The sequence below is a fragment of the Acidimicrobiales bacterium genome, assembly GCA_035512495.1.
Lineage (GTDB): Bacteria > Actinomycetota > Acidimicrobiia > Acidimicrobiales > CADCSY01 > DATKDW01.
On record DATKDW010000054.1, the window covers coordinates 33,023 to 51,525 of the forward strand.

The following is an 18,503-nucleotide window of genomic DNA, read 5'->3' on the forward strand; positions in this document are numbered from 1 at the left end:
GCGGAGCGCTACCGGACGTGTGCCCGGGTCACGTCGGCCACCGTCGGCGTGCCGAGCAGGGCCATGGCGATCACCAGCTCGGTCCGCAGGATCTCGAGGGCCGAGACCACTCCGTCCTCGCCCCCGAGGGCGAGGGCATAGAGCCACGGGCGCCCGGCGAAGACAGCCCGGGCGCCGAGGGCCAGGGCGGTGAGCACGTCGGTGCCCCGCCGTACCCCGCCGTCGAGGTACACCTCGGCCCGTCCGGCGACGGCGGAGACGATCTCCTCGAGCACGTCGATACCTGCGGGCGTGTGGTCGAGCTGGCGGCCCCCGTGGTTGGAGACCCAGACCGCGTCGACCCCCAGCTCGCAGGAAATCGCCGCGTCCTCGCCGGTGAGGATGCCCTTGAGCACCATGGGCAGCGACGTGGCCCGGCGCAGCCACTCGAGGTCATCCCACGTCAGCTGGGAGGAGTGGAGCCCGTCGGTGACGGTCTCGACGTCGCCGGCGACGGCGTAGGAGGCGAAGTTCCCGTAGCCCGTCGCCAGCGGTTGGGTGAAGCCGCTGCGGATCTCGCGCTCCCGCTGCCCGAACACAGGCAGGTCGACGGTGACGACGAGGGCGGTGCACCCGCTCGCCTCCGCTCGGGCTATCAGGTCGAGGGTGATGGCCCGGTCGCGGTGCTCGTAGAGCTGGAACCAGCGCAGCCCGCCGGCGGGCTCCAGATCCTCGACGGGGCGGGTGGCGAGGCTCGACGCGCAGAGCACCACGCCGGCCCGGGCCGCCGCCCGTGCCGTGGCCACCTCGGCCTCGGGTGAGGCGAGGCCGTGGAGGGCGGTTGGCGCGATGCCCACCGGCATCGACACCGCCTGGCCGAGGAGGGTGGTCGCGGGGTCGATGCGCGCCACGTCGACCAGCACCCGGGGCCGCAGGCGGTGCCGCGACCAGGCGTCGACGTTGTCGCGCAGGGTGACCTCGTCGCCGGCCCCACCGGCGTAGTAGGCGAACGCCTGCGGTTCGAGGACGGCCTCGGCCAGCGCCTCGAGGTCGCCGAGGCCGACCACACCCGGGAGGCCCACCATCGGGGCCGACTGGTTGCTGTGATCGCTCACGCCGGGGGTACCGTCGGCGCCGTGTCGTACGCCCTCGCCGGCGATAGGGTCACGTCGAGGGCGAGGGTCAGGCACCGGACGCCACCACCGGACTTCTCGAACTCGCCCACGTCGGCGACCGCCACCTCGAAGCCCCAGGCCTCGAGCTGGCGCCCGACCCGCGGTGGGCAGGCGGTCATCACCACGTTGCGGCCCACCACGACGGAGTTGGCGGTGAAGGCGTCGGCCTCCTCAGGGGTCAGCACCAGGGGCTCGGGGACCAGCGCCTCCACCGCCCGTCGACCGGCTTCGTCCCACACGTGGGGCGCGACCAGGGCGCGACGGGCGTCGAGGGGGCAGAAGGTCAGGTCGAGGTGGAAGTAGCGCTCGTCGGTCAGTTCCACCAGGCACAGCGGGGCCCCCGTCCGTTGGGCCACCACCTCGTGGGCGGTGGCGTCGGTGCGCCACCGGTGGCCGCCAACCAGCGTGTCGCCGAAGGGCAGGGCGTCGCCCGCGCCCTCGTGGGTCGTGTCGGGAGGGAGGTCCTCCACCCGCCAGCCCCGGTCGGCGAACCAGGCTGCGTTGTGGGCGGTCTCGCCCTGACGCTCGGGGTACCGGAAGCGTGCGGGGAAGAACCGGTCGCCGTCGACGAGTCCGGCGTTGGCGGTGAAGACCAGGTCGGGCAGTCCCTCCTCCGGTGGCAGGACCTCCACCTCGGCGCCGGCATCGGCGAGCAGTGAGATCAGCGCCTCCCACTGCGTCGCCGCCAGGTCGGCGTCGACGGGTGTGTCCCGGGCCATCCAGGGGTTGATGGCGTAAGCCACCTCGAAGTGGACCGGCGGGCACATCAGGTAGCGCCGTCCCCAGGGGTTCACCTCGACGTCCACCATCCGCCCGGGACGGTACCCGACCGTGCGTTCGCCCGACCTCGCCGCCACCGGTAGCCTCGGCGCCGCCATGGGACAGTCGATCACCGTCGTCGAGAAGCCGACCCGCGACGCGTGGGTCGTGCGCTTCGAGACCAACCGAACCCTCACCGGCATGGGCCACGAGCGCTACCGGGTCGGCGACGAGATCGCCGGCGAACGGCCGCCCGACGAGCTCGCCCGCCAGCTCTTCGCCCGAGGCGGCATCGACGCCGTGCACATGTTCTCCAACGTGATCACCGTCGACCTGGCCAAGGGGGCCGACACGCGGGGCATCGTCGACACCATCACCGACCTCTTCACCCACTACCGCCCGGGGGTGCTGCCCCCGACCGACGAGGAGCTCACGGGGGCGGCGCCGCCCGCCTGAGCGCGCTGCCGGCTCGTCGGTGACACGACTGTCCGACGCCGAGGGCCTGTCGTGAGGTAGACCGACACCATGTCGGTTGAGGCCTGGGACGCGATGCTCGAGCGCATCGACGACGCCGTGGCGCTCGCCGAGCTCCCGGCCCACATCCACCGGATCCTGCGCCTGCCCCGGCGGATCCTCGAGGTCGCCATCCCCGTCCGCATGGACGCGGGGAACGTCGAGGTGTTCACCGGGTGGCGCGTGCACCACAACACCGTCCGCGGCCCCGCGAAGGGCGGCATCCGCTTCCACCCCGATGTCGACGTCCACGAGGTCACTGCCCTCGCCGCGGGGATGACGCTCAAGACGGCCGTGCTCAACCTGCCCTTCGGTGGCAGCAAGGGCGGCGTGCGGTGCGACCCGACCCGCCTCTCCCTCGGTGAGCTCGAACGCCTCACACGGCGATACGCGTGGGAGATCATGCCCCTGCTCGGCCCCGACCTCGACGTCCCCGCCCCAGACGTCAACACCGACGGCCGGGTGATGGGCTGGCTGATGGACACCATCTCCACGGCGCGCAACGAGGAGAGCGGGACATCGGTGACGGGCAAGCCGCTGTCGATCGGCGGGACCCACGGCCACCAGGGTGCGACGGCCGCGGGGGTGGTGGTCTGCGTGCGGGCCGCGTTCCAGGCCCTCGAGCTGCCACTGGCGGGCAGTCGCGTCGTCGTCCAGGGCTTCGGGAAGGTCGGAGGGCCGCTGGTCTTCCTGCTGCACTCGGCGGGCATGCGGGTGGTGGCGGTGAGTGACGTGGGGGGCGCGGTCTACAACGCCGGCGGTCTCGACGCCTTCGCCCTCGCCGATCACGCCGCCGCCACTGGCAGCGTGGCCGGGTTCCACGGGGGGGAAGCCATCGCCGGTGACGCCCTGTGGTCGGTGCCGTGTGAGCTGGCGGTGCCGGCGGCGCTGGCGGGGGTGATCGACGCCGACGTGGCCCGCCGGCTCCAGGCGGCGATCGTTGTGGAGGCGGCCAACGGACCCACGACGCTGGAGGCGAGCCCGATCCTGCGGGAACGGGGGGTCGTGGTGGTGCCCGACATCCTCGCCAACGCCGGTGGGGTCACCGCCTCGTACTTCGAGTGGGCCCAGAACCGCCAGGGCTACGCATGGGACGAGCAGGTGGTGGCCGAGCGGCTGCGCCACCGCATGGACGAGGCCTTCCGGACGGTCTGGGTGCGCGCTGACGTGCTCGACGTCTCGCTGCGCCGCGCCGCGCTCGTCGTGGCCGTGGAGCGGGTGGCGGAGGCGATCGAGGCGCGGGGGCTCTTCCCGTAGCCTCGACCACATGGCTCTGACCGGTGCGCGCTTCCCCGCCCACTGGGAGGCCGACGTGGTCGCCGCCGATGGCGGCACGGTCCACCTGCGCCCCATCACCGCCGGCGACGCAGACGCCCTCGTCGCCCTCCACAACCGCCTCTCCGACCGGACCATCCACTTCCGGTTCTTCTCGCCCCGCCCACGCCTGTCGGCGCGCGACATCGAGCGCTTCACGGTGGTGGACCACGACGACCGCGTCGCCCTCGTCGCCCAGCTCGGCGACGACATGATCGCGGTGGCCCGCTACGACAGGATCCCCGGGAGCGACGACGCCGAGGTCGCCTTCGTGGTGGAGGACCTCCACCAGGGCCGGGGGCTGGGCACGATCATGCTCGAGCACCTCGCTGCCGCTGCCCGCGAGCGCGGCATCAGTCGTTTCGTCGCCGAGACGCTGCCCGACAACCGTCGGATGATCGGCGTCTTCCGCGATGCCGGCTGGGAGGCCACCTCCCGGCTCGAGGACGGCATCGTCAGGGTCGAGTTCCCCATCGACCCGACCCCCGGCGCGCTCGCCGCCCAGCAGGAGCGCGAGCAGCGCTCCGAGGCCCGGTCGATGCGCCGCCTGCTCGCACCCCGCTCGATCGCGGTGATCGGAGCCAGCCGCACGCCGGGCACGATCGGCCACGAGCTGTTCCGCAGCCTCCTCGACGGCGGGTTCGCCGGTCCCGTCTACCCCGTCCACCGCCACGCCGCCCACGTGGGCAGCGTGCGGGCCTACGCCAGCGTGGTCGACGTCCCCGACGACGTCGACCTGGCGGTGGTGGTCGTCCCGGCCGCCTCGGTGCGGCGCGTGGTGGAGGAGTGCGCCGAGAAGCGGGTGCGGGGCGTGGTGGTCGTCTCGGCCGGCTTCGGCGAGCTCGGCGACGACGACGGTGTCGAGGCTGAGCGCGGCCTCGTCACCTTCGCCCGCCGCCACGGCATGCGGGTGATCGGTCCGAGCAGCATGGGTGTCGTCAACACCGACCCGGAGGTGTCGATGCACGCCACCATCGCCGGCGCCGGGACCCTCGAGGGCAGGGTGGGGTTCCTGTCGCAGTCGGGCGCCCTCGGCATCGCCATCCTGGAGTGGGCGTCGGGGCTCGGCCTCGGCGTCTCCACCTTCGTGTCGGTGGGCAACAAGGCCGACGTCAGCGGCAACGACCTCCTCCAGTACTGGGAGGACGACGACCACACCGACGTCGTGCTGCTCTATCTGGAGTCGTTCGGCAACCCTCGCAAGTTCGCCCGGGTGGCCCGGCGCGTCTCCCGGGTCAAGCCCATCGTGGCGGTCAAGGGCGGGCGCCGTCCGGGCCGCGCCGCCACCTCGTCGCTCACCGCGGCCGCCGCGAGTGCCGACGTCGCCGTCGACGCGCTGTTCCGCCAGACCGGTGTGGTGCGGGTCGACACCCTCGAGCAGCTCTTCGACGTCGCATCGGTGCTGGCCCGCCAGCCGCTGCCCGCCGGCCGGCGCGTGGCCCTGCTCACCTCAAGTGGCGGTCCCGGGCTCCTCGCCGCCGATGCCTGCGAGGGGGCCGGGCTCCAGCTGGCATCACTCGCCGCCGCCACGCGTGGCGCCCTCTCCGCTGCGGTGCCGGGGGCGACCAACCTGCGGAACCCCGTCGACATGGCCTCCTGGGCGTCGGCCGACGACTACGGCCGGGCCCTCGAGCTGGTCCTCGCCGACGACGACGTCGACGTCGCCATCGTGGTGTTCACCCCACCACTCCGTGTCGCGGCCGACGATGTCGCGGCGGCCGTCGCCGCTGCCGGTCGCGCCTCCGGCAAGCCGGTGGTGGCCAACTTCCTCGCCGTGCGCGGGGACGTCCCCGCGCCGCCGTCGATCCCCGTCTTCCGCTCACCCGAGGCCGCCGCCCTCGCCCTGGCGCGGGCCGCCGACTACGCCGACTGGCGCCGTCGCCCCGAGGGGCGGGTCCCCGACCTCACCGGTGTCGACGTCGCCGCCGCCCGGCTCCTCGTGGAGGCCGCCCTGAACGAGCAGCCCGACGGGACCTGGCTCTCCGAGGAAGCCAGCGCCCACCTGCTGGCTCACGTCGGCCTCCCGGTGCTGTCCACCACCACGGTCGTCTCCCGGGACGAGGCGATGGCAGCGGCCGCGGCCCTCGACGGGCCCGTGGTGGTGATCCCTGCCGCAGTCGCCGAGCAGCTCGACGTCGCGACCGCGTCGGAGGTGCCGCTGCCAGGCCCTGACGCGGCGGGGGAGGCCTTCGACCGCCTCGTAGCAGCGTCGGGCGAGCCCTTCGCCGCCGTGGTGCGGCCGGCGGTCGCGCGCGAGACCGACCTCGTCCTGGGGGTGGTGCAGGACCCCACCTTCGGCCCGCTCGTGATGCTCGGCTCGGGGTCGTCGACGGTGACCAGCCGCGCCTTTCGGGTCACGCCCCTCACCGACGTCGACGTCACCGAGCTGGTCGACGCCTCCGCTGCCTCGGTGGTCGAGTCGACCGCGGGCTCGCCGATCACGAGGGCGGTGGTCGAGGACCTCTTGCTGCGCGTGGGGCGACTCGTCGACGAGGTGCCCGAGCTTTCGGAGATGGACCTCGTCCCGGTCCTCGCCACGGGCTCCGGCGCCCTGGCCGTGCACGGCCGGCTCCGGCTCTCACCGTGGTCGCCCCGCCCGGAGCTGGCCCTACGCCGCATGCGCTGATGGTCGAAATTGATGGCAGGTCTCCTCCCGGCTGAAGCGAACAGGTGTTCGATAGACTGAGGTGGTGGTGCTGGCCCCTTCCTCCGAGCGAACCGATGCCCTCGATGCCCTCCGCCGGGCCGGCGCGGTGGTGCGTCCCACCGTCCTGGCCCGCCAGCAGGCCCTGCCGGTGGCCCCGGCCCTTGCCTCGCTGCTGCCCGAGGGCCTGCGGCGGGGCGGCACCGTGGCCGTCGGCCCCGGTGCCGGGACCGTCTCGCTGGCGGTGGCGCTGGCCGTGGAGGCCTCGGTCGCGGGGTCGTGGGTGGGTGCGGTGGGCGTCCGGGGGCTGGGCTTGGCGGCGGCGGCCGAGCTCGGGCTGTGCCTCGAGCGCACCGTCGTGGTCGACCCCCCGCCCGCCTCGTGGGCCGAGGTCGTCGCCGCCCTGCTCGATGCCGTCGACATCGTCTGGGCCCGACCCCCGGGTCGTGCCCGGCCGGGCGACGCCCGGCGCCTGACGGCCCGCGCCCGGGAGCGAGGGGCGGTGCTGGTGCACCTCGGCGGGAGCCGGGGGGCGTGGCCTCAGCCGGCCGATGTCTGGCTGCGGGTGGCGTCGTCGGTGTGGGAGGGCCCGGCCGGTGGCGGCGCCGGCCGGCTGACGGCCCGCCGGGTGGAGGTGGTGGCGGGAGGTCGGGGGGCCGCGGCGCGAGAGCGCCGGGCGGCGCTCTGGCTCCCCGGCCACGACGGGCGGCTGGCCACCGCCACGGGGCAGGGGTCGGCCGGTGCCGGTCTGTCCGCCCGCTGGTCGGTGGCGGGCTGAGGTGGCCGGGGAGGCGGTGCGGACCCTCGTGGTGTGGTGCCCCGACTGGCCGGTGGTGGCGGCCGCCCTCGAGGCGGTGACCCCGCGCGTCGAGGTGGTCCGGCCCGGCACCCTGGCCTTCCCCACCCGGGGACCGGCCCGCCTCGCCGGTGGTGACGAGGGTCTGGTCGCACGGGTGGCGACGGTGGCCCGGGCTGCCCTGCCCCCCGCCACGGCGGTGACCGTGGGCGTGGCCGATGGGCTCTTCGCCGCCACCCTTGCCGCCCGGCGGGGGCTGGTCGTGGTCCCCGGGGGAAGCGCGGACTTCCTGGCGTCGTGGCCGGTGGGTGCGCTCGACCACGCCCCCGACGACCTCGACGGCGCCGTGGCCGGGCTGGTCCCGTTGCTGCGCCGCCTGGGCCTGCGGCGCCTGGGCGACGTGGCCGCGGTGCCGGCCGCCGACCTGGTCGGGCGCTTCGGGTTGGCCGGCGGTCGCCTGGCCCGCCTGACCCGGGGCTTCGACGAGCGGCCGCCGCTGCTGCGGGAGGTCCCACCCGAGCTGACCGTCGAGGCCACCCTCGAGCCGCCGGCGGAGCGGGTGGAGACGGCGGCGTTCGTCGCCCGCACGCTGGCCGCCGAGCTCGACGATCGCCTGTCCCGGCGGGGTCTGGCGTGTGCCCGGGTGAGCATCGAGGCCGAGACCGAGCACGGCGAGTCGCTCGCCCGACTGTGGCGCCACGCCGGTGGCCTCGGTCCCGCCGCCCTGGTCGACCGCGTCCGCTGGCAGCTCGACGGCTGGCTCAACCGCTCGTGGGCGGGGCGCCCCACCGGGGGCATCGCCGTGTTGCGCCTCGTCCCCGACCAGCTTGTCGCCGCCGACGGCCGCCAGCTCGGCTTCTGGGGAGGTGCGCGCGAGGCCGACGAGCGCGCCGCCCGCGGCGTGGCCCGCCTCCAGGGGATGCTCGGCCCCGATGCCGTCCTCGTGCCCGAGCGTCGCGGCGGGCGTGGCCCGGGGGAGCAGGTGGGCCTGGTGCCCGCCCACACCGTCCGCCTGGGAGCGGAGGTGGCGGTGGCTCCCTCCGCTCGCCCAGCTGCCGGCCCGTGGCCGGGGCGAGTGCCGACCCCCTCGCCGGCCGCCGTCCCCGAGGAGGCGCCCCGGGCCGAGCTCGTCGACGCCTCCGGCGCGCCCGTCGGGGTCGGTGCCCGGGCGGAGGTGAGCGCGGCGCCTGCCCGACTCTCGGTCGACGGCGGAGCCTGGGCCGAGGTGGTGGCGTGGGCCGGGCCGTGGCCGTGCGAGGAGCGGTGGTGGGACTCCGACGGTGCCCGCCGCCGGGCCCGGCTCCAGGTGGTCACCGCGGCCGGCGACGCCCACCTCCTCGTCCGGGAGTCGGGCACCTGGACCGTGGAGGGCACCTACGACTGACGAGGTGCCGTTCGCACTGCGTCCTGGCATGCTCCACGGGCATGGCGCCCGAACCCACCTCGCGACGACGGCGCTCGGGCGACGGCTTCGTCACCCTGCCCGACGGGACCCGGCGCTGGGGCCGCTTCGGCGCCGCCGGCATCCTCGTCCGCCACCACCCGGCCGGTGACGAGCCTGCCTACTTCGTGGCGCTGCGCTCCAACCACTGCCACCAGGGCGGGACGTGGGCCATCCCCGGTGGCGCCCTCGACGAGGGTGAGTCGCCGGAGGAGGGCGCGCTGCGGGAGTTCGCCGAGGAGGTGGGCCCGCTCGTCGACCACGACGTCGTCGAGGTCCACGAGGACGACCACGGCGGCTGGTCGTACTGGACCGTGGTGGTCGACGTGAGGACGCGCTTCGACCCGGGCCAGGCCGCGCTCAACTGGGAGACGGCCGCCGTCCGTTGGGTGGTGGCCGCCGACCTGGCGGCGCTGCCGCTGCTGGGCGCGTTCCGCGCCACCCTCGAGCGCCTGGGACTCCTCAACGGCGCTCGCGAATGAGACTCGTGCCCGCCCCTGAGGCCGGCCGGTGGCATCCGGTACCGTGGCGCGCCATGCCGCCGACACCGTCGTCCTCGTCGCTGCCCCGGGAGCGGAGCTGAGCACCACCGGGCTCGAGCCCTGGGGTTGGGACGAGCGTTGGGCAGCTCGGTGGGCGGAGGCGGCCCCCGCCGGTGCCGTGCCCGGACGGGTCGTGCGCCACGACCGCATCGCCGTCATGGTGGCCCAGGCCGGCGGGGTCCGGTCGCTGCCGTTCCGGACGCCGGCACCGCCCACGGTGGGGGACTGGGTGGCGGTGACCGACGGTGTGGTCGAGGCCGTCCTGCCACGGACTTCATTCCTGCGCCGCCGGGACCCCACCACCGACGACGAGCAGGCCCTGGCGGCCAACGTTGACGTGGTCGGCATCGTCTGCGGGCTCGACCGACCCGTCACGGAGGGAAGGGTCCAGCGCTTCGTCGCCATCACCCACGACGCCGGCGCCGAGCCGCTCGTCGTGCTGACCAAGGTCGACCTGGTGGCCGACCCGGGCCCCGAGCTCGAGCTGGTGCGCCGAGCCGTGCCAGGGGTAGAGGCGATCACCGCCTCGGCCACCCGTGGCGACGGGCTCGAGGCGCTGCGGGCAGCGGCGCTCGACCGGACCCTCGTCCTCCTCGGCGAGTCCGGGGCGGGCAAGTCGACCCTGCTCAACGCCCTTGCGGGCACTGAGGTGGCGGCCACCGGCGAGGTGCGGGCGGGTGACGCCAAGGGCCGCCACACCACGACGTCCCGCCAGCTGCACCGCCTGCCGTCGGGCGGTGTGCTGATCGACTCGCCCGGCATCCGAGAGGTCGGCCTCTTCGTCGACCTCGAGGCGCTCGCCGCCAGCTTCGACGACGTCGCCACCCTCGGCGAGGGGTGCCGCTTCCGCGATTGCGCGCACGGCAACGAGCCCGGCTGTGCGGTCACCTCGGCGGTGGAGGCGGGCAGCCTGGCCCGGCAGCGCTACGAGGCATGGCTCACCATGCGCGCCGAGGTGGCCGCCGCCGCCGTCCGCGCCGAGGAGCAAGCCCGCCGCCCCAGCCGGCGCCGAGGACGCTGAGCGCCAGGGAGCTGGGAGGGACGGTCACCCGGTAGGCGAAACCCGACCTATCAGGTAGGCTTTCGTCATGGCCGATCTCTTCCGCTTCCCCAACCCCGTCAACGAGGTCGCTGCCCGGCTCGTCGCCGGAGCCGTGGTCGTGTTGTCGTCGGCGTACCTGCTCACCGGCAACCGGGTCGTGCTCGCCGTGCTGGCCTACGGCTTCCTGGCCCGGGTCCTGACCGGCCCCTCGCTGAGCCCTCTCGGCCAGGTGGTCACCCGTGTCGTGGTGCCCCGGCTCCCGCTGGAGGCCCGTCCCGTGCCGGGACCCCCGAAGCGCTTCGCCCAGGGGATCGGCGCCACCCTCTCGGTGGCCGCCCTCGTGCTCCACCTCGGCGCCGGCGCCCTCGGGGCCGCCCAGGTGCTGGTGGCGATGATCGTCGTCGCAGCCACGCTCGAGTCGGTGATCGGGTTCTGCCTGGGCTGCAAGATCTTCGCCCTCCTGATGCGCACCGGCGTGATCCCCGAGGAGACGTGCGCGGCCTGCAACGACATCTGGTCGCGGCCCACGACCTCGGTGGCCTGAGCGAAGCCGAGACGGTAGACGGACCCCCTCCGCTGCAGCGAGACTGAGGGCGTGGCCGGGCTCGAGACGGACTATCTCGTCGTGGGCGCGGGTGCGATGGGCATGGCGTTCACCGACGCCCTGATCGACCACGCCGATGCGCACGTGACGCTCGTCGACAGGCGTCACGCCCCCGGTGGGCACTGGCAGGATGCCTATCCGTTCGTCCAGCTCCATCAGGCGTCGCTGTTCTACGGCGTTGCATCCACCGTGCTCGGCACGGGCGCCGTGCAGCAGGACGGGCCGGAGGCCGGGCTTCAGGAACGAGCGCGTCGATCGGAGATCGTCGCGTACTTCGACGACATCTTGTACCGGCGTTTCATCGGCTCCGGCCAGGCGACGTTCCTCGGCGGAAGCGACCACCACACCGACGGCAGCTCCCACTTCGTGACGTCTGCGGTGTCGGGTCGCACCGTGCAGGTCGACGTGCGTCGCCGTGTCGTCGACGCCACCTACTTGTCGCCGACCATCCCTGCCACGACACCACCGCCGTTCGCGGTCAGCGACGGCGCCCAGGTGGTCGCGGTGAACCAGCTTGCGAGCCTCGTCGACGCGCCGAGCAGCTACGTGATCGTTGGATCCGGGAAGACCGCCACCGACGCGATCGTGTGGCTGCTCCAAAACGGTGTCGACCCGGATCGGATCATGTGGGTCCGACCCCGCGAGCCCTGGATGCTCAACCGTGCAGTCGTCCAGCCGGATCCGGTCGTGGCGTTGGGGTTGGCGGCGGACACGTTGGCGTCAGCCGCCGCCGCCGAGTCACTCGATGACCTGTTCGAGCGCCTCGAGGCTGCGGGAGTGATGCTGCGCATCGACCCGACCGCCGTTCCCACCATGGCGAAGACGCCAACGCTGGGTGCCTGGGAGCTCGATCTGCTCCGTGCGGTCGAGAACGTCGTGCGGCTGGGCCACATCGACCGGATCACGGGCGGGGAGATCGTGCTCGAGGATGGGTCAGTCCGGCTGCCGCGCGGTTCGCTCGTGGTGCACTGTGCAGCCGCGGGGCTTCAGTACCCGCCGCTCGTCCCGATCTGGGCGCCAGACATGGTTCGTCTGCAGACCATCCGCGTCGGGTTCCCGTGCTTCAACGCCGCACTGGCTGGATACGTCGAGGCGACACGCGACCACGACCAGGAGCGCAACCGTCTGTGCCCGCCCAACACGCTGCCCGACGACCCAGCGTCCTGGGCGCGGATGCAGGTGCGTGGAACCGTCGCCGCCCGAACCTTCGGCGCAGAGCCGGACATCGCCGCATGGGCCGACGGATGCGTGCTCAACCCGGCTCGCATCGAACCGGGTCAGCGCAACGCTCCCTTGGTGCGCGCCGCTGCCGCACGTCTTGCGGATCATGCTGAACAGGGGCTCGTTCGGATGGCTCAGCTTGCCGGCGAGCCGGTTGCTCACACCGAGCCCTTGGGGACGACCCACTCGTGAGCGGCACCACCGATCGCGGCGAGCCGCTCGAAGTCGGCGTCATAGTGGAGCACGACGAGGTTCGCCCGTAGCGCAGCCGCGGAGATGATCAGATCTGGGATCGGAACGCGGTGCTGTCCACGTCGAGCCAGCGCGTGCTGGAGATCGACCGCCGCGCTCATCACCTCCGGCGTGATGGGCGCCGAGTCGAAGCTCGTGCGCTCCTCGAGGACGGATTCGTAGTCGTCGAGGTTCCTGCTGCTGTAGAGGACTTCGAGATCCACGATCGCGCAGCTCGCGACCTCGCCGTCTTCGATCAGTGGACGCAGGCGCGCCTCTACGGCCGGTAGCGGGAGGCGAGCGAGTGCGCTCTTGTCGGCGAGGTAGCGAGCCCTCAGCGCCACGCGCCTGCCATGACCTCGGGATCGTCGAGGTCGAGGTTGCGCATGGTGCTCAATCGATCGGCGTGGCGGCGACGGCGCGCCGCGAGCACCACCTCCTCGAGAGACCGGTTCACTGCTTCCTTCATCGTCGACGCGCCGAGGATCTCGGTCGCCTCCGCGAGGAGCTCATCGTCGATGTCGACCAGGCGCTTGCTCATGGAGTCGAGTATATCCAAGTGGCCGCTATGGAGATATACGTCCCAAAGCGCTGGCCTGACGGGCGGAGATCCGCTGCAGGGGCCAGGCGGAACCCACGGGCGGTCGCTGGTCGCCGGTGCGAGACTGCCGCCCCGTGGACCTGCGCGAGCCCGACCGGGCCGGCTTCGTCGAGCTGAACCGCACCCGGCTGCGACTCTGGGAGTGGGGCGAGGAGGCTGCCCCACCGGTCATCTGCGCCCACGGGGCCTTCGACCACGGCCGCATGTTCGACGGCCTGGCACCCCGCCTCGCCGACCTGGGGCTGCGGGTCGTCGCCCCCGACCTGCGCGGCCACGGCGACAGCGGCCGACTGTCGTCAGGCCACGTCTGGACGGCGTCGGCCCTCGACCTGGCGCTGCTTGCCCGTCACCTCGGGCCACCGGTGGGTCTGGTGGGGCACTCCTTCGGCGGGGGACAGGCCCTCCACGTGGCCGGGGTCTGGCCCGAGCTGGTGCGGTGGGTGGTCAACCTCGACGGTCTGGGCCCGCCCCCGGCCGCCTTCGAGGAGGTCGACCTCGTGGCGTCGGCCCAGCGTGGCCTCGCCGCCGCCGAGAAGGTGCGCAGCCGTCCACCGCGCGTCTACGCCACGCTCGAGGAGATGGTCGAGCGGCGCCGAGGCGTCAACGTCCGGCTGCCACCGGCGTGGGTCGAGCACCTGGTGCACCACGGCGCCGCACCGGTGGAGGGCGGCTGGGTCTGGAAGGCCGACCCCATGTTCAACATCGGCCTGCCCGGCGACTTCGACCTCGACCAGCTCAACGCCGAGCACGAGATGGTGGCCTGCCCCGTGCTCGTCCTCACCGGCGCCGAGCACGACACCTGGAGCGAGATGAGCGACGACGAGCTCGCTCAGCGCCTCGCCCACCTCGTCGACGCCCGTCACGTGGTCGTCGAGGGCGCCGGCCACTACGTGCACGTGGAGCAACCCGACGCTGTGGCCACCGCCGTGGCAGCGTTCCTCGCCGAGGTCGGCCGGTGAGCGGCGTGGTCGTGCTCCACGAGCCGGGCGACCTCGCCGGCGGCGCTCAGTGGGTCGATGCCTTCGAGCGGGCAGGCGTGCCCGGGCCGGTGCGGGCCCCCGACCTCCCCGGCCACGGCTCAGCACCGGCGCCCACCGGCGGCTGCTACGAGCTGCTCGACGGGGCCATGGCGGCCGCGGTCGTCGGTGCCGGCGACGCGCCGGCGCTGGTGGTGGGGGTGGGTGCGAGTGGGTGGTCGGCCGAGGTGCTGGCCCTCGGTGGTCGGGCGGCGGCCCTGGTGCTCGTCGACGGGCTCGGCGGCCCGTGGCTCGACGCCCGCCAGCGCCTCGATGCCGGCCGACGGTGGCTCCGCGACATCGCCGACGACCCCGCCGCCGTGGCCACGCCACCGCCCGGCGCGCCTGACCCCCGTGCCGGCCACGGGGTGGTCGACCACGGCAGCCGCCGCTTGGCCGAGCGAGCGGCCGCTGTCATGGCGGTGCCGGTGCTGCTGCTCGAGACGCCTGGATCGGGCCTCGCCCGCGCCGACGTCGACGACCTCGCCACCTGCTTCGCCACCGGCGCCGAGGTGGCGCACCTCCCCGACCGGTCGCCGGCGTCGGTGGCGGCCGCGGTGGCGGCATGGGCGGTGCGAGCCTGACCCCGCCCCCCGGGGTTCTCGGCACGTTCCGGTCCGCCCTAGCTCGCTGAGCGTGCCGAGAACGGAGTGGCGCTCGGGCCGGGTCCGCCAGGCCAGGGCCAATCGTGCTTCTCGGCACGTTCCGGTCCGCCCTGGCTCGCTGAGCGTGCCGAGAACGTCCTGAGCGCGCCGGTTACTCGTCCAGGGTGAGGCCGGCGGCGACGGTGGCGCCGAGCTCCCAGCACGCGTCGAGGTCGTCACGGGTGGGGCGGCCGGTGACCGCCAGGGGTGCTCGTGCCCGCTTCCACTGCAGGCCGGTGGCGATCTGCTCCACGGCCCGGATGGCGCCGTCGGCGTCGTTGTCGCCGTGCACGTAGAGGGCGTAGGGGCGGCCGACGGTTGCGTCGAGGCACGGGTAGTAGATCGTGTCGAAGAAGTGCTTGAGCGCCCCCGACATGTACCCGATGTTCGCCGGCGTGCCGAGCACGTAGGCGTCGGCTTCCAGCACGTCGACGGCGGTGGTCGCCAGGGCGGCCCGCGCCACGACCTCGACACCCTCGATGGCGTCGTCACCGGCACCCGACCGCACCGCCTCGAACATGGCGTGGGTGGCGGGGGAGGGGGTGTGGTGGACGATCAGCAGGCGGGGCACGCCCCCCGAGGGTGGACGAGGTGGGGCGTGGAGGCAAGGACCGGCCCACGTAGCATCCGGCCATGGGCGGCGGATCGGACATCGAGGCGGTCATCTTCGACTACGGCGGCGTGCTGGCCACCTCCCAGTGGGACGTGCTCGCCCAGGTAGAGACGAACCGTGGCTACCCCTCAGGCACCTTCGGCCTCGTCTTCGGCGCCGCCCTCGACCCCGAGCGGCCCGACCTGCCGTCGTGGTACCTGCTCGAGACCGGCGAGCTGCGGTGGTCGGAGTTCGTCCGTCGCTCCATCGAGCAGGCCGCCGGGCAGGTGGACGGCCGCACCCTCGACGGGGCCGACTTCGAGCCGCTGGAGGAGCTGATGCCCCTCGGCGCCCAGTGGGCGGTGATCCACCGCGTTCGGCAGCTGCGCGCCCGCGGCCTCGCCACCGCCATCTGCACCAACAACGTGGCCGAGTTCGGGCCGTACTGGCGCTCGACGGTGCCGCTCGAGCTGTTCGACGTGGTGGTCGACTCGTGCGAGGAGGGGGTCCGCAAGCCCGACCCGGCGATCTACCTCCGCACCGCCGAGCGGCTGGCGTGCCCGCCGGCGGCGTGCGCCTTCCTCGACGACTCGGCCGCCAACGTGGCCGGGGCCGAGTCGGTGGGGATGACCGGTGTGCTCGTCGGCCCCGACGCCGAGGCCGCCATGGACGAGCTCGACGCCCTCCTGTCGGCGTCGCTGCGACGGGGGTGACGGCGGTCAGTACGATCGAGGCGTGGTCTTCCTCGTGCTCGGCGTCGTGGTGCTGCTCGTCGTGGGCGTGGCGCTGTCCCGGCTCGGCTCGGGGCGGGGCCTGACGGTGCGGGTGTCGGTCGACGACCTCGCCATCGGCCGCCTCCCGTCGGTGTGCGTGAAGTCCGGCCGGACCTCCGACGTGCTCGTCCCCGTCGAGTCGAGCGAGAGCGCCTTCCAGCCCTGGTGGCTGTTGCTGCTCCTCCTCGGTCCGCTCGGCGTGATGGCCATGGTGGTGCTGTGGGCGACCAGCGACCGCCCGAGCCGGGTGGGCGGCCATGTGCCCGTGTCGGCGGCCGTCCTCCAGGGGTGCGATGCCGCCACTCGGGCAAGCCGCCGGTTCCTCACCGCCGGCCTGGTGGCCATGGTGGCGGGGATCGGGGTGCTGGCGGCGCCGGGCATGGCGGTGGTGCCGCCCGACGCGCTCCGCGTCGCCGTCGCCGGGGCCGTGGTGGGCGGCCTCGTGGCCAGCGCCGTCGCCGCGTCGGTCGCTCGCCGCCGCTGGGTCGACCTGCGCCTCGACGGCTCGGGTCGGTGGGTGATGATCGGCGACGTGCACCCAAGCTTCGCTGCTGCGGTGCGCGAGCAGTACGCCACCGAGAACCTCTCCGAGCGGGGCTGAGGGAGGAGGCATCCTGCCCTGCCTCGGCAGGCCCTGGTTCGGAGGGGGAGGCGGGAGTACGGTCGGCTCATGGCGAACGAACAGTCCGCACATCGGCACGTGGTGGAGGCGACCGAGGCGGCGGAGACGACCATGCGGCCCCAGCGGGTGCCCGTGAACATCTACGAGGCCTCCGGCGCCCTCGTCGTCGTCGCTCCGCTCCCGGCGGTCACCGCCGACGACGTCACCATCGAGCTGCGTCCGGGGGTCCTGCGCTTCTGGTCCCACCTCCGCAGCGCGGCGCCCCGCGAGCACCTGGTGCGGGAGTGGGACTACGGCGGCTACGAGCGCGAGATCGAGCTGCCCGAGGGCTACGGGAGTGGTGTCGAGGCGACCCTGGCCAACGGCCAGCTCGCCATCCGGGTGCTCCGCGGGCCCGCCACCGGCGAGCTGGTGATCCACCCCACCCACCCCACCGCGACGTAGGGTCCTCGCCACTGGCGCGACCGAACAGGTGTTCGATACGGTGCCGCCATGGGCTGGCGGAACCCTCCGATCCCCTGGAGCGAGCTCGAGCAACGGCTGAGCGACGGCCGACCTCGGGTGACGCCGACGGGGGCCGACGGGGGAGACAGCCCTGCCTGGTCGGCTCGCCGCCAGGCCTACGAGGCGCCGCCCGACCTGGCCGTCCCCCGGCCGGGCGGCGGCGCCCCGGTGGCCTACGCCGAGCTGCACTGCCACTCCAACTTCAGCTTCCTCGACGGCGCCTCCCACCCCGAGGAGCTGGCCGAGGAGGCGGCCCGCCTCGGCCTCGAGGCCCTGGCCGTCACCGACCACGACGGCCTCTACGGCATCGTCCGCTTCGCCGAGGCGGCCCGGGCCGTGGGCCTGCCCACCGTGTTCGGTGCCGAGCTGACCCTGGGCCTCGACCGGGCGCCGACGGGCGAGGCAGACCCCCCGGGTGACCACCTGGTGGTGCTGGCCCGTGACCCCGAGGGCTACGCCCGTCTGGCCCGGGCCGTGGCCACCGCCCACCTGGCGGGGGGCCAGAAGGGCCGCCCCCGCACCGACCTGGCCGCGCTGGCCGAGGTGGCCGGCGCCGGGGGGCGCAGCGGGCACTGGCAGGTCCTCACGGGCTGCCGCAAGGGGGCGATGGCGCGGGCGCTGTGCGAGCGGGGGCCGGCCGCGGCGGACCGCGAGCTGGGCCGGCTGGTGGAGGCCTTCGGGCGAGACCACGTGGCGGTCGAGCTGTGGGATCACGGCGACCCGCTCGACTCCGCCCGCAACGACGCCCTGGTGCAGGTGGCGTCCCGGGCCGGGGTCGACCTGGTGGCCACCAACAACGTCCACTACGCCACCCCCGCCCGCCGGCCGCTGGCCACCGCCCTGGCGGCAGTGCGGTCGCGCCGCAGCCTCGATGAGGTCGAGGGGTGGCTGCCCGCCGCGGGTGGGGCGTGCCTGCGGTCGGGGGCCGAGCAGGCCCGCCGCTTCGCCCGGTACCCCGGGGTGGTGGCCCGCGCCGCCGAGATCGGTCTCGACTGCGCCTTCGACCTGGCCCTGGTGGCGCCCCGCCTGCCCGACTTCCCCGTGCCGCCCGGCCACGACGAGATGAGCTGGCTGCGCGAGCTCACCTGGCGGGGAGCGGCGACGCGCTACGGGCCCCGAGGGGCCGAGCGGGTGCCGGGCGCCTACGCCCAGCTCGACCACGAGCTCGACATCATCGATCGCCTGGGCTTCCCCGGCTACTTCCTGATCGTCTGGGACATCGTCCAGCTCTGCAACCGGCGGGGCATCTTCTGCCAGGGGCGGGGGTCGGCGGCCAACTCGGCGGTCTGCTACGCCCTCGGCGTCACCAATGCCGACGCCGTCGAGCTGGGGCTGCTGTTCGAGCGCTTCCTCTCGCCCGAGCGCGACGGTCCGCCCGACATCGACGTCGACATCGAGTCCGACCGCCGGGAGGAGGCCATCCAGTACGTCTACGAGCGCTACGGGCGGGAGAACGCCGCCCAGGTGGCCAACGTCATCACCTACCGGGC

20 protein-coding genes are annotated in these 18,503 nt (G+C 74.1%); 15 read left to right on the forward strand and 5 right to left on the reverse strand.

Features of this window, described 5'->3' with window-relative positions; all coding sequences use genetic code 11:
* Positions 1-8: 8 nt before the first annotated feature.
* On the reverse strand, positions 9-1,094 hold the full coding sequence (locus VMN58_07760; GenBank protein ID HUF33087.1) for an alpha-hydroxy acid oxidase: 1,086 nt from the start codon (positions 1,092-1,094) through the stop codon (positions 9-11).
* Complete coding sequence (locus tag VMN58_07765; GenBank protein HUF33088.1) at positions 1,091-1,963, reverse strand: arginine deiminase-related protein; 873 nt, start codon at positions 1,961-1,963, stop codon at positions 1,091-1,093. Before VMN58_07765 ends, VMN58_07760 begins: the two co-directional genes overlap by 4 nt.
* A gap of 67 nt (positions 1,964-2,030) precedes the next feature.
* Between VMN58_07765 and VMN58_07770 the strand changes: the two genes are divergently transcribed.
* The 9 genes from VMN58_07770 to VMN58_07810 all read left to right on the forward strand — a co-directional run bounded on the left by VMN58_07770 (position 2,031) and on the right by VMN58_07810 (position 12,222).
* Entirely contained in the window at positions 2,031-2,369 is a 339-nt protein-coding gene (locus VMN58_07770; GenBank protein ID HUF33089.1) for a hypothetical protein, read from the forward strand.
* A gap of 69 nt (positions 2,370-2,438) precedes the next feature.
* Positions 2,439-3,683, forward strand: a complete 1,245-nt coding sequence (locus VMN58_07775; protein ID HUF33090.1) for a Glu/Leu/Phe/Val dehydrogenase — start codon at positions 2,439-2,441, stop codon at positions 3,681-3,683.
* Positions 3,684-3,693: 10 nt separating this feature from the next.
* A complete protein-coding gene (locus VMN58_07780) occupies positions 3,694-6,366 on the forward strand; it encodes a GNAT family N-acetyltransferase (GenBank protein ID HUF33091.1) in 2,673 nt (890 codons plus the stop codon).
* 64 nt (positions 6,367-6,430) lie between these two features.
* Positions 6,431-7,162: a hypothetical protein gene (locus VMN58_07785; GenBank protein HUF33092.1), complete on the forward strand. Its 732-nt coding sequence runs from the start codon at positions 6,431-6,433 to the stop codon at positions 7,160-7,162.
* Between the two features lies 1 nt (position 7,163).
* Complete coding sequence (locus VMN58_07790; protein ID HUF33093.1) at positions 7,164-8,564, forward strand: hypothetical protein; 1,401 nt, start codon at positions 7,164-7,166, stop codon at positions 8,562-8,564.
* Positions 8,565-8,605: 41 nt separating this feature from the next.
* Entirely contained in the window at positions 8,606-9,103 is a 498-nt protein-coding gene (locus VMN58_07795) for an NUDIX hydrolase (protein ID HUF33094.1), read from the forward strand.
* A 28-nt stretch (positions 9,104-9,131) separates the two neighbouring features.
* Entirely contained in the window at positions 9,132-10,184 is a 1,053-nt protein-coding gene (gene rsgA, locus VMN58_07800; protein ID HUF33095.1) for a ribosome small subunit-dependent GTPase A, read from the forward strand.
* A 67-nt stretch (positions 10,185-10,251) separates the two neighbouring features.
* Complete coding sequence (locus tag VMN58_07805) at positions 10,252-10,749, forward strand: DUF4395 domain-containing protein (protein HUF33096.1); 498 nt, start codon at positions 10,252-10,254, stop codon at positions 10,747-10,749.
* Between the two features lie 51 nt (positions 10,750-10,800).
* Entirely contained in the window at positions 10,801-12,222 is a 1,422-nt protein-coding gene (locus tag VMN58_07810; GenBank protein HUF33097.1) for an NAD(P)-binding protein, read from the forward strand.
* On the opposite strand, the gene VMN58_07815 is transcribed toward VMN58_07810, so the two are convergent.
* Both VMN58_07815 and VMN58_07820 read right to left on the reverse strand, forming a co-directional pair.
* Positions 12,189-12,605, reverse strand: coding sequence for a PIN domain nuclease (locus tag VMN58_07815; protein ID HUF33098.1), 417 nt, complete (start codon positions 12,603-12,605; stop codon positions 12,189-12,191). The genes VMN58_07810 and VMN58_07815 overlap by 34 nt on opposite strands.
* A complete protein-coding gene (locus tag VMN58_07820) occupies positions 12,596-12,802 on the reverse strand; it encodes a type II toxin-antitoxin system VapB family antitoxin (GenBank protein HUF33099.1) in 207 nt (68 codons plus the stop codon). The genes VMN58_07815 and VMN58_07820 overlap by 10 nt, the downstream gene beginning before the upstream one ends.
* A gap of 134 nt (positions 12,803-12,936) precedes the next feature.
* On the opposite strand from VMN58_07820, the gene VMN58_07825 reads away from it, so the two are divergent.
* Entirely contained in the window at positions 12,937-13,821 is an 885-nt protein-coding gene (locus VMN58_07825; GenBank protein ID HUF33100.1) for an alpha/beta hydrolase, read from the forward strand.
* Complete coding sequence (locus tag VMN58_07830; GenBank protein ID HUF33101.1) at positions 13,818-14,462, forward strand: hypothetical protein; 645 nt, start codon at positions 13,818-13,820, stop codon at positions 14,460-14,462. The genes VMN58_07825 and VMN58_07830 overlap by 4 nt, the downstream gene beginning before the upstream one ends.
* A 172-nt stretch (positions 14,463-14,634) precedes the next feature.
* Here the strand turns inward: VMN58_07830 and VMN58_07835 are convergent, their stop codons facing one another.
* Positions 14,635-15,093, reverse strand: coding sequence for a flavodoxin (locus VMN58_07835; GenBank protein HUF33102.1), 459 nt, complete (start codon positions 15,091-15,093; stop codon positions 14,635-14,637).
* 62 nt (positions 15,094-15,155) lie between these two features.
* Here VMN58_07835 and VMN58_07840 point away from each other — a divergent pair, with 62 nt between their 5' ends.
* From VMN58_07840 to VMN58_07855, 4 genes are all read left to right on the forward strand, one after another.
* A complete protein-coding gene (locus tag VMN58_07840) occupies positions 15,156-15,827 on the forward strand; it encodes an HAD family phosphatase (protein ID HUF33103.1) in 672 nt (223 codons plus the stop codon).
* 22 nt (positions 15,828-15,849) lie between these two features.
* Positions 15,850-16,488, forward strand: coding sequence for a hypothetical protein (locus tag VMN58_07845; GenBank protein HUF33104.1), 639 nt, complete (start codon positions 15,850-15,852; stop codon positions 16,486-16,488).
* Positions 16,489-16,557: 69 nt separating this feature from the next.
* A complete protein-coding gene (locus VMN58_07850; protein ID HUF33105.1) occupies positions 16,558-16,953 on the forward strand; it encodes an Hsp20/alpha crystallin family protein in 396 nt (131 codons plus the stop codon).
* 48 nt (positions 16,954-17,001) lie between these two features.
* Positions 17,002-18,503: PHP domain-containing protein (locus tag VMN58_07855; GenBank protein HUF33106.1), on the forward strand; the 1,502-nt coding region annotated here is incomplete at its 3' end.

Coding starts and splice junctions, on each gene's coding strand:
- VMN58_07765 (HUF33088.1), bottom strand. CDS start 1,963: ATGGTGGACGTCGAGGTGAACCCCTGGGGACGGCGCTACCTGATGTGC.
- VMN58_07770 (HUF33089.1), top strand. CDS start 2,031: ATGGGACAGTCGATCACCGTCGTCGAGAAGCCGACCCGCGACGCGTGG.
- VMN58_07775 (HUF33090.1), top strand. CDS start 2,439: ATGTCGGTTGAGGCCTGGGACGCGATGCTCGAGCGCATCGACGACGCC.
- VMN58_07780 (HUF33091.1), top strand. CDS start 3,694: ATGGCTCTGACCGGTGCGCGCTTCCCCGCCCACTGGGAGGCCGACGTG.
- VMN58_07795 (HUF33094.1), top strand. CDS start 8,606: ATGGCGCCCGAACCCACCTCGCGACGACGGCGCTCGGGCGACGGCTTC.
- VMN58_07805 (HUF33096.1), top strand. CDS start 10,252: ATGGCCGATCTCTTCCGCTTCCCCAACCCCGTCAACGAGGTCGCTGCC.
- VMN58_07820 (HUF33099.1), bottom strand. CDS start 12,802: ATGAGCAAGCGCCTGGTCGACATCGACGATGAGCTCCTCGCGGAGGCG.
- VMN58_07840 (HUF33103.1), top strand. CDS start 15,156: ATGGGCGGCGGATCGGACATCGAGGCGGTCATCTTCGACTACGGCGGC.
- VMN58_07850 (HUF33105.1), top strand. CDS start 16,558: ATGGCGAACGAACAGTCCGCACATCGGCACGTGGTGGAGGCGACCGAG.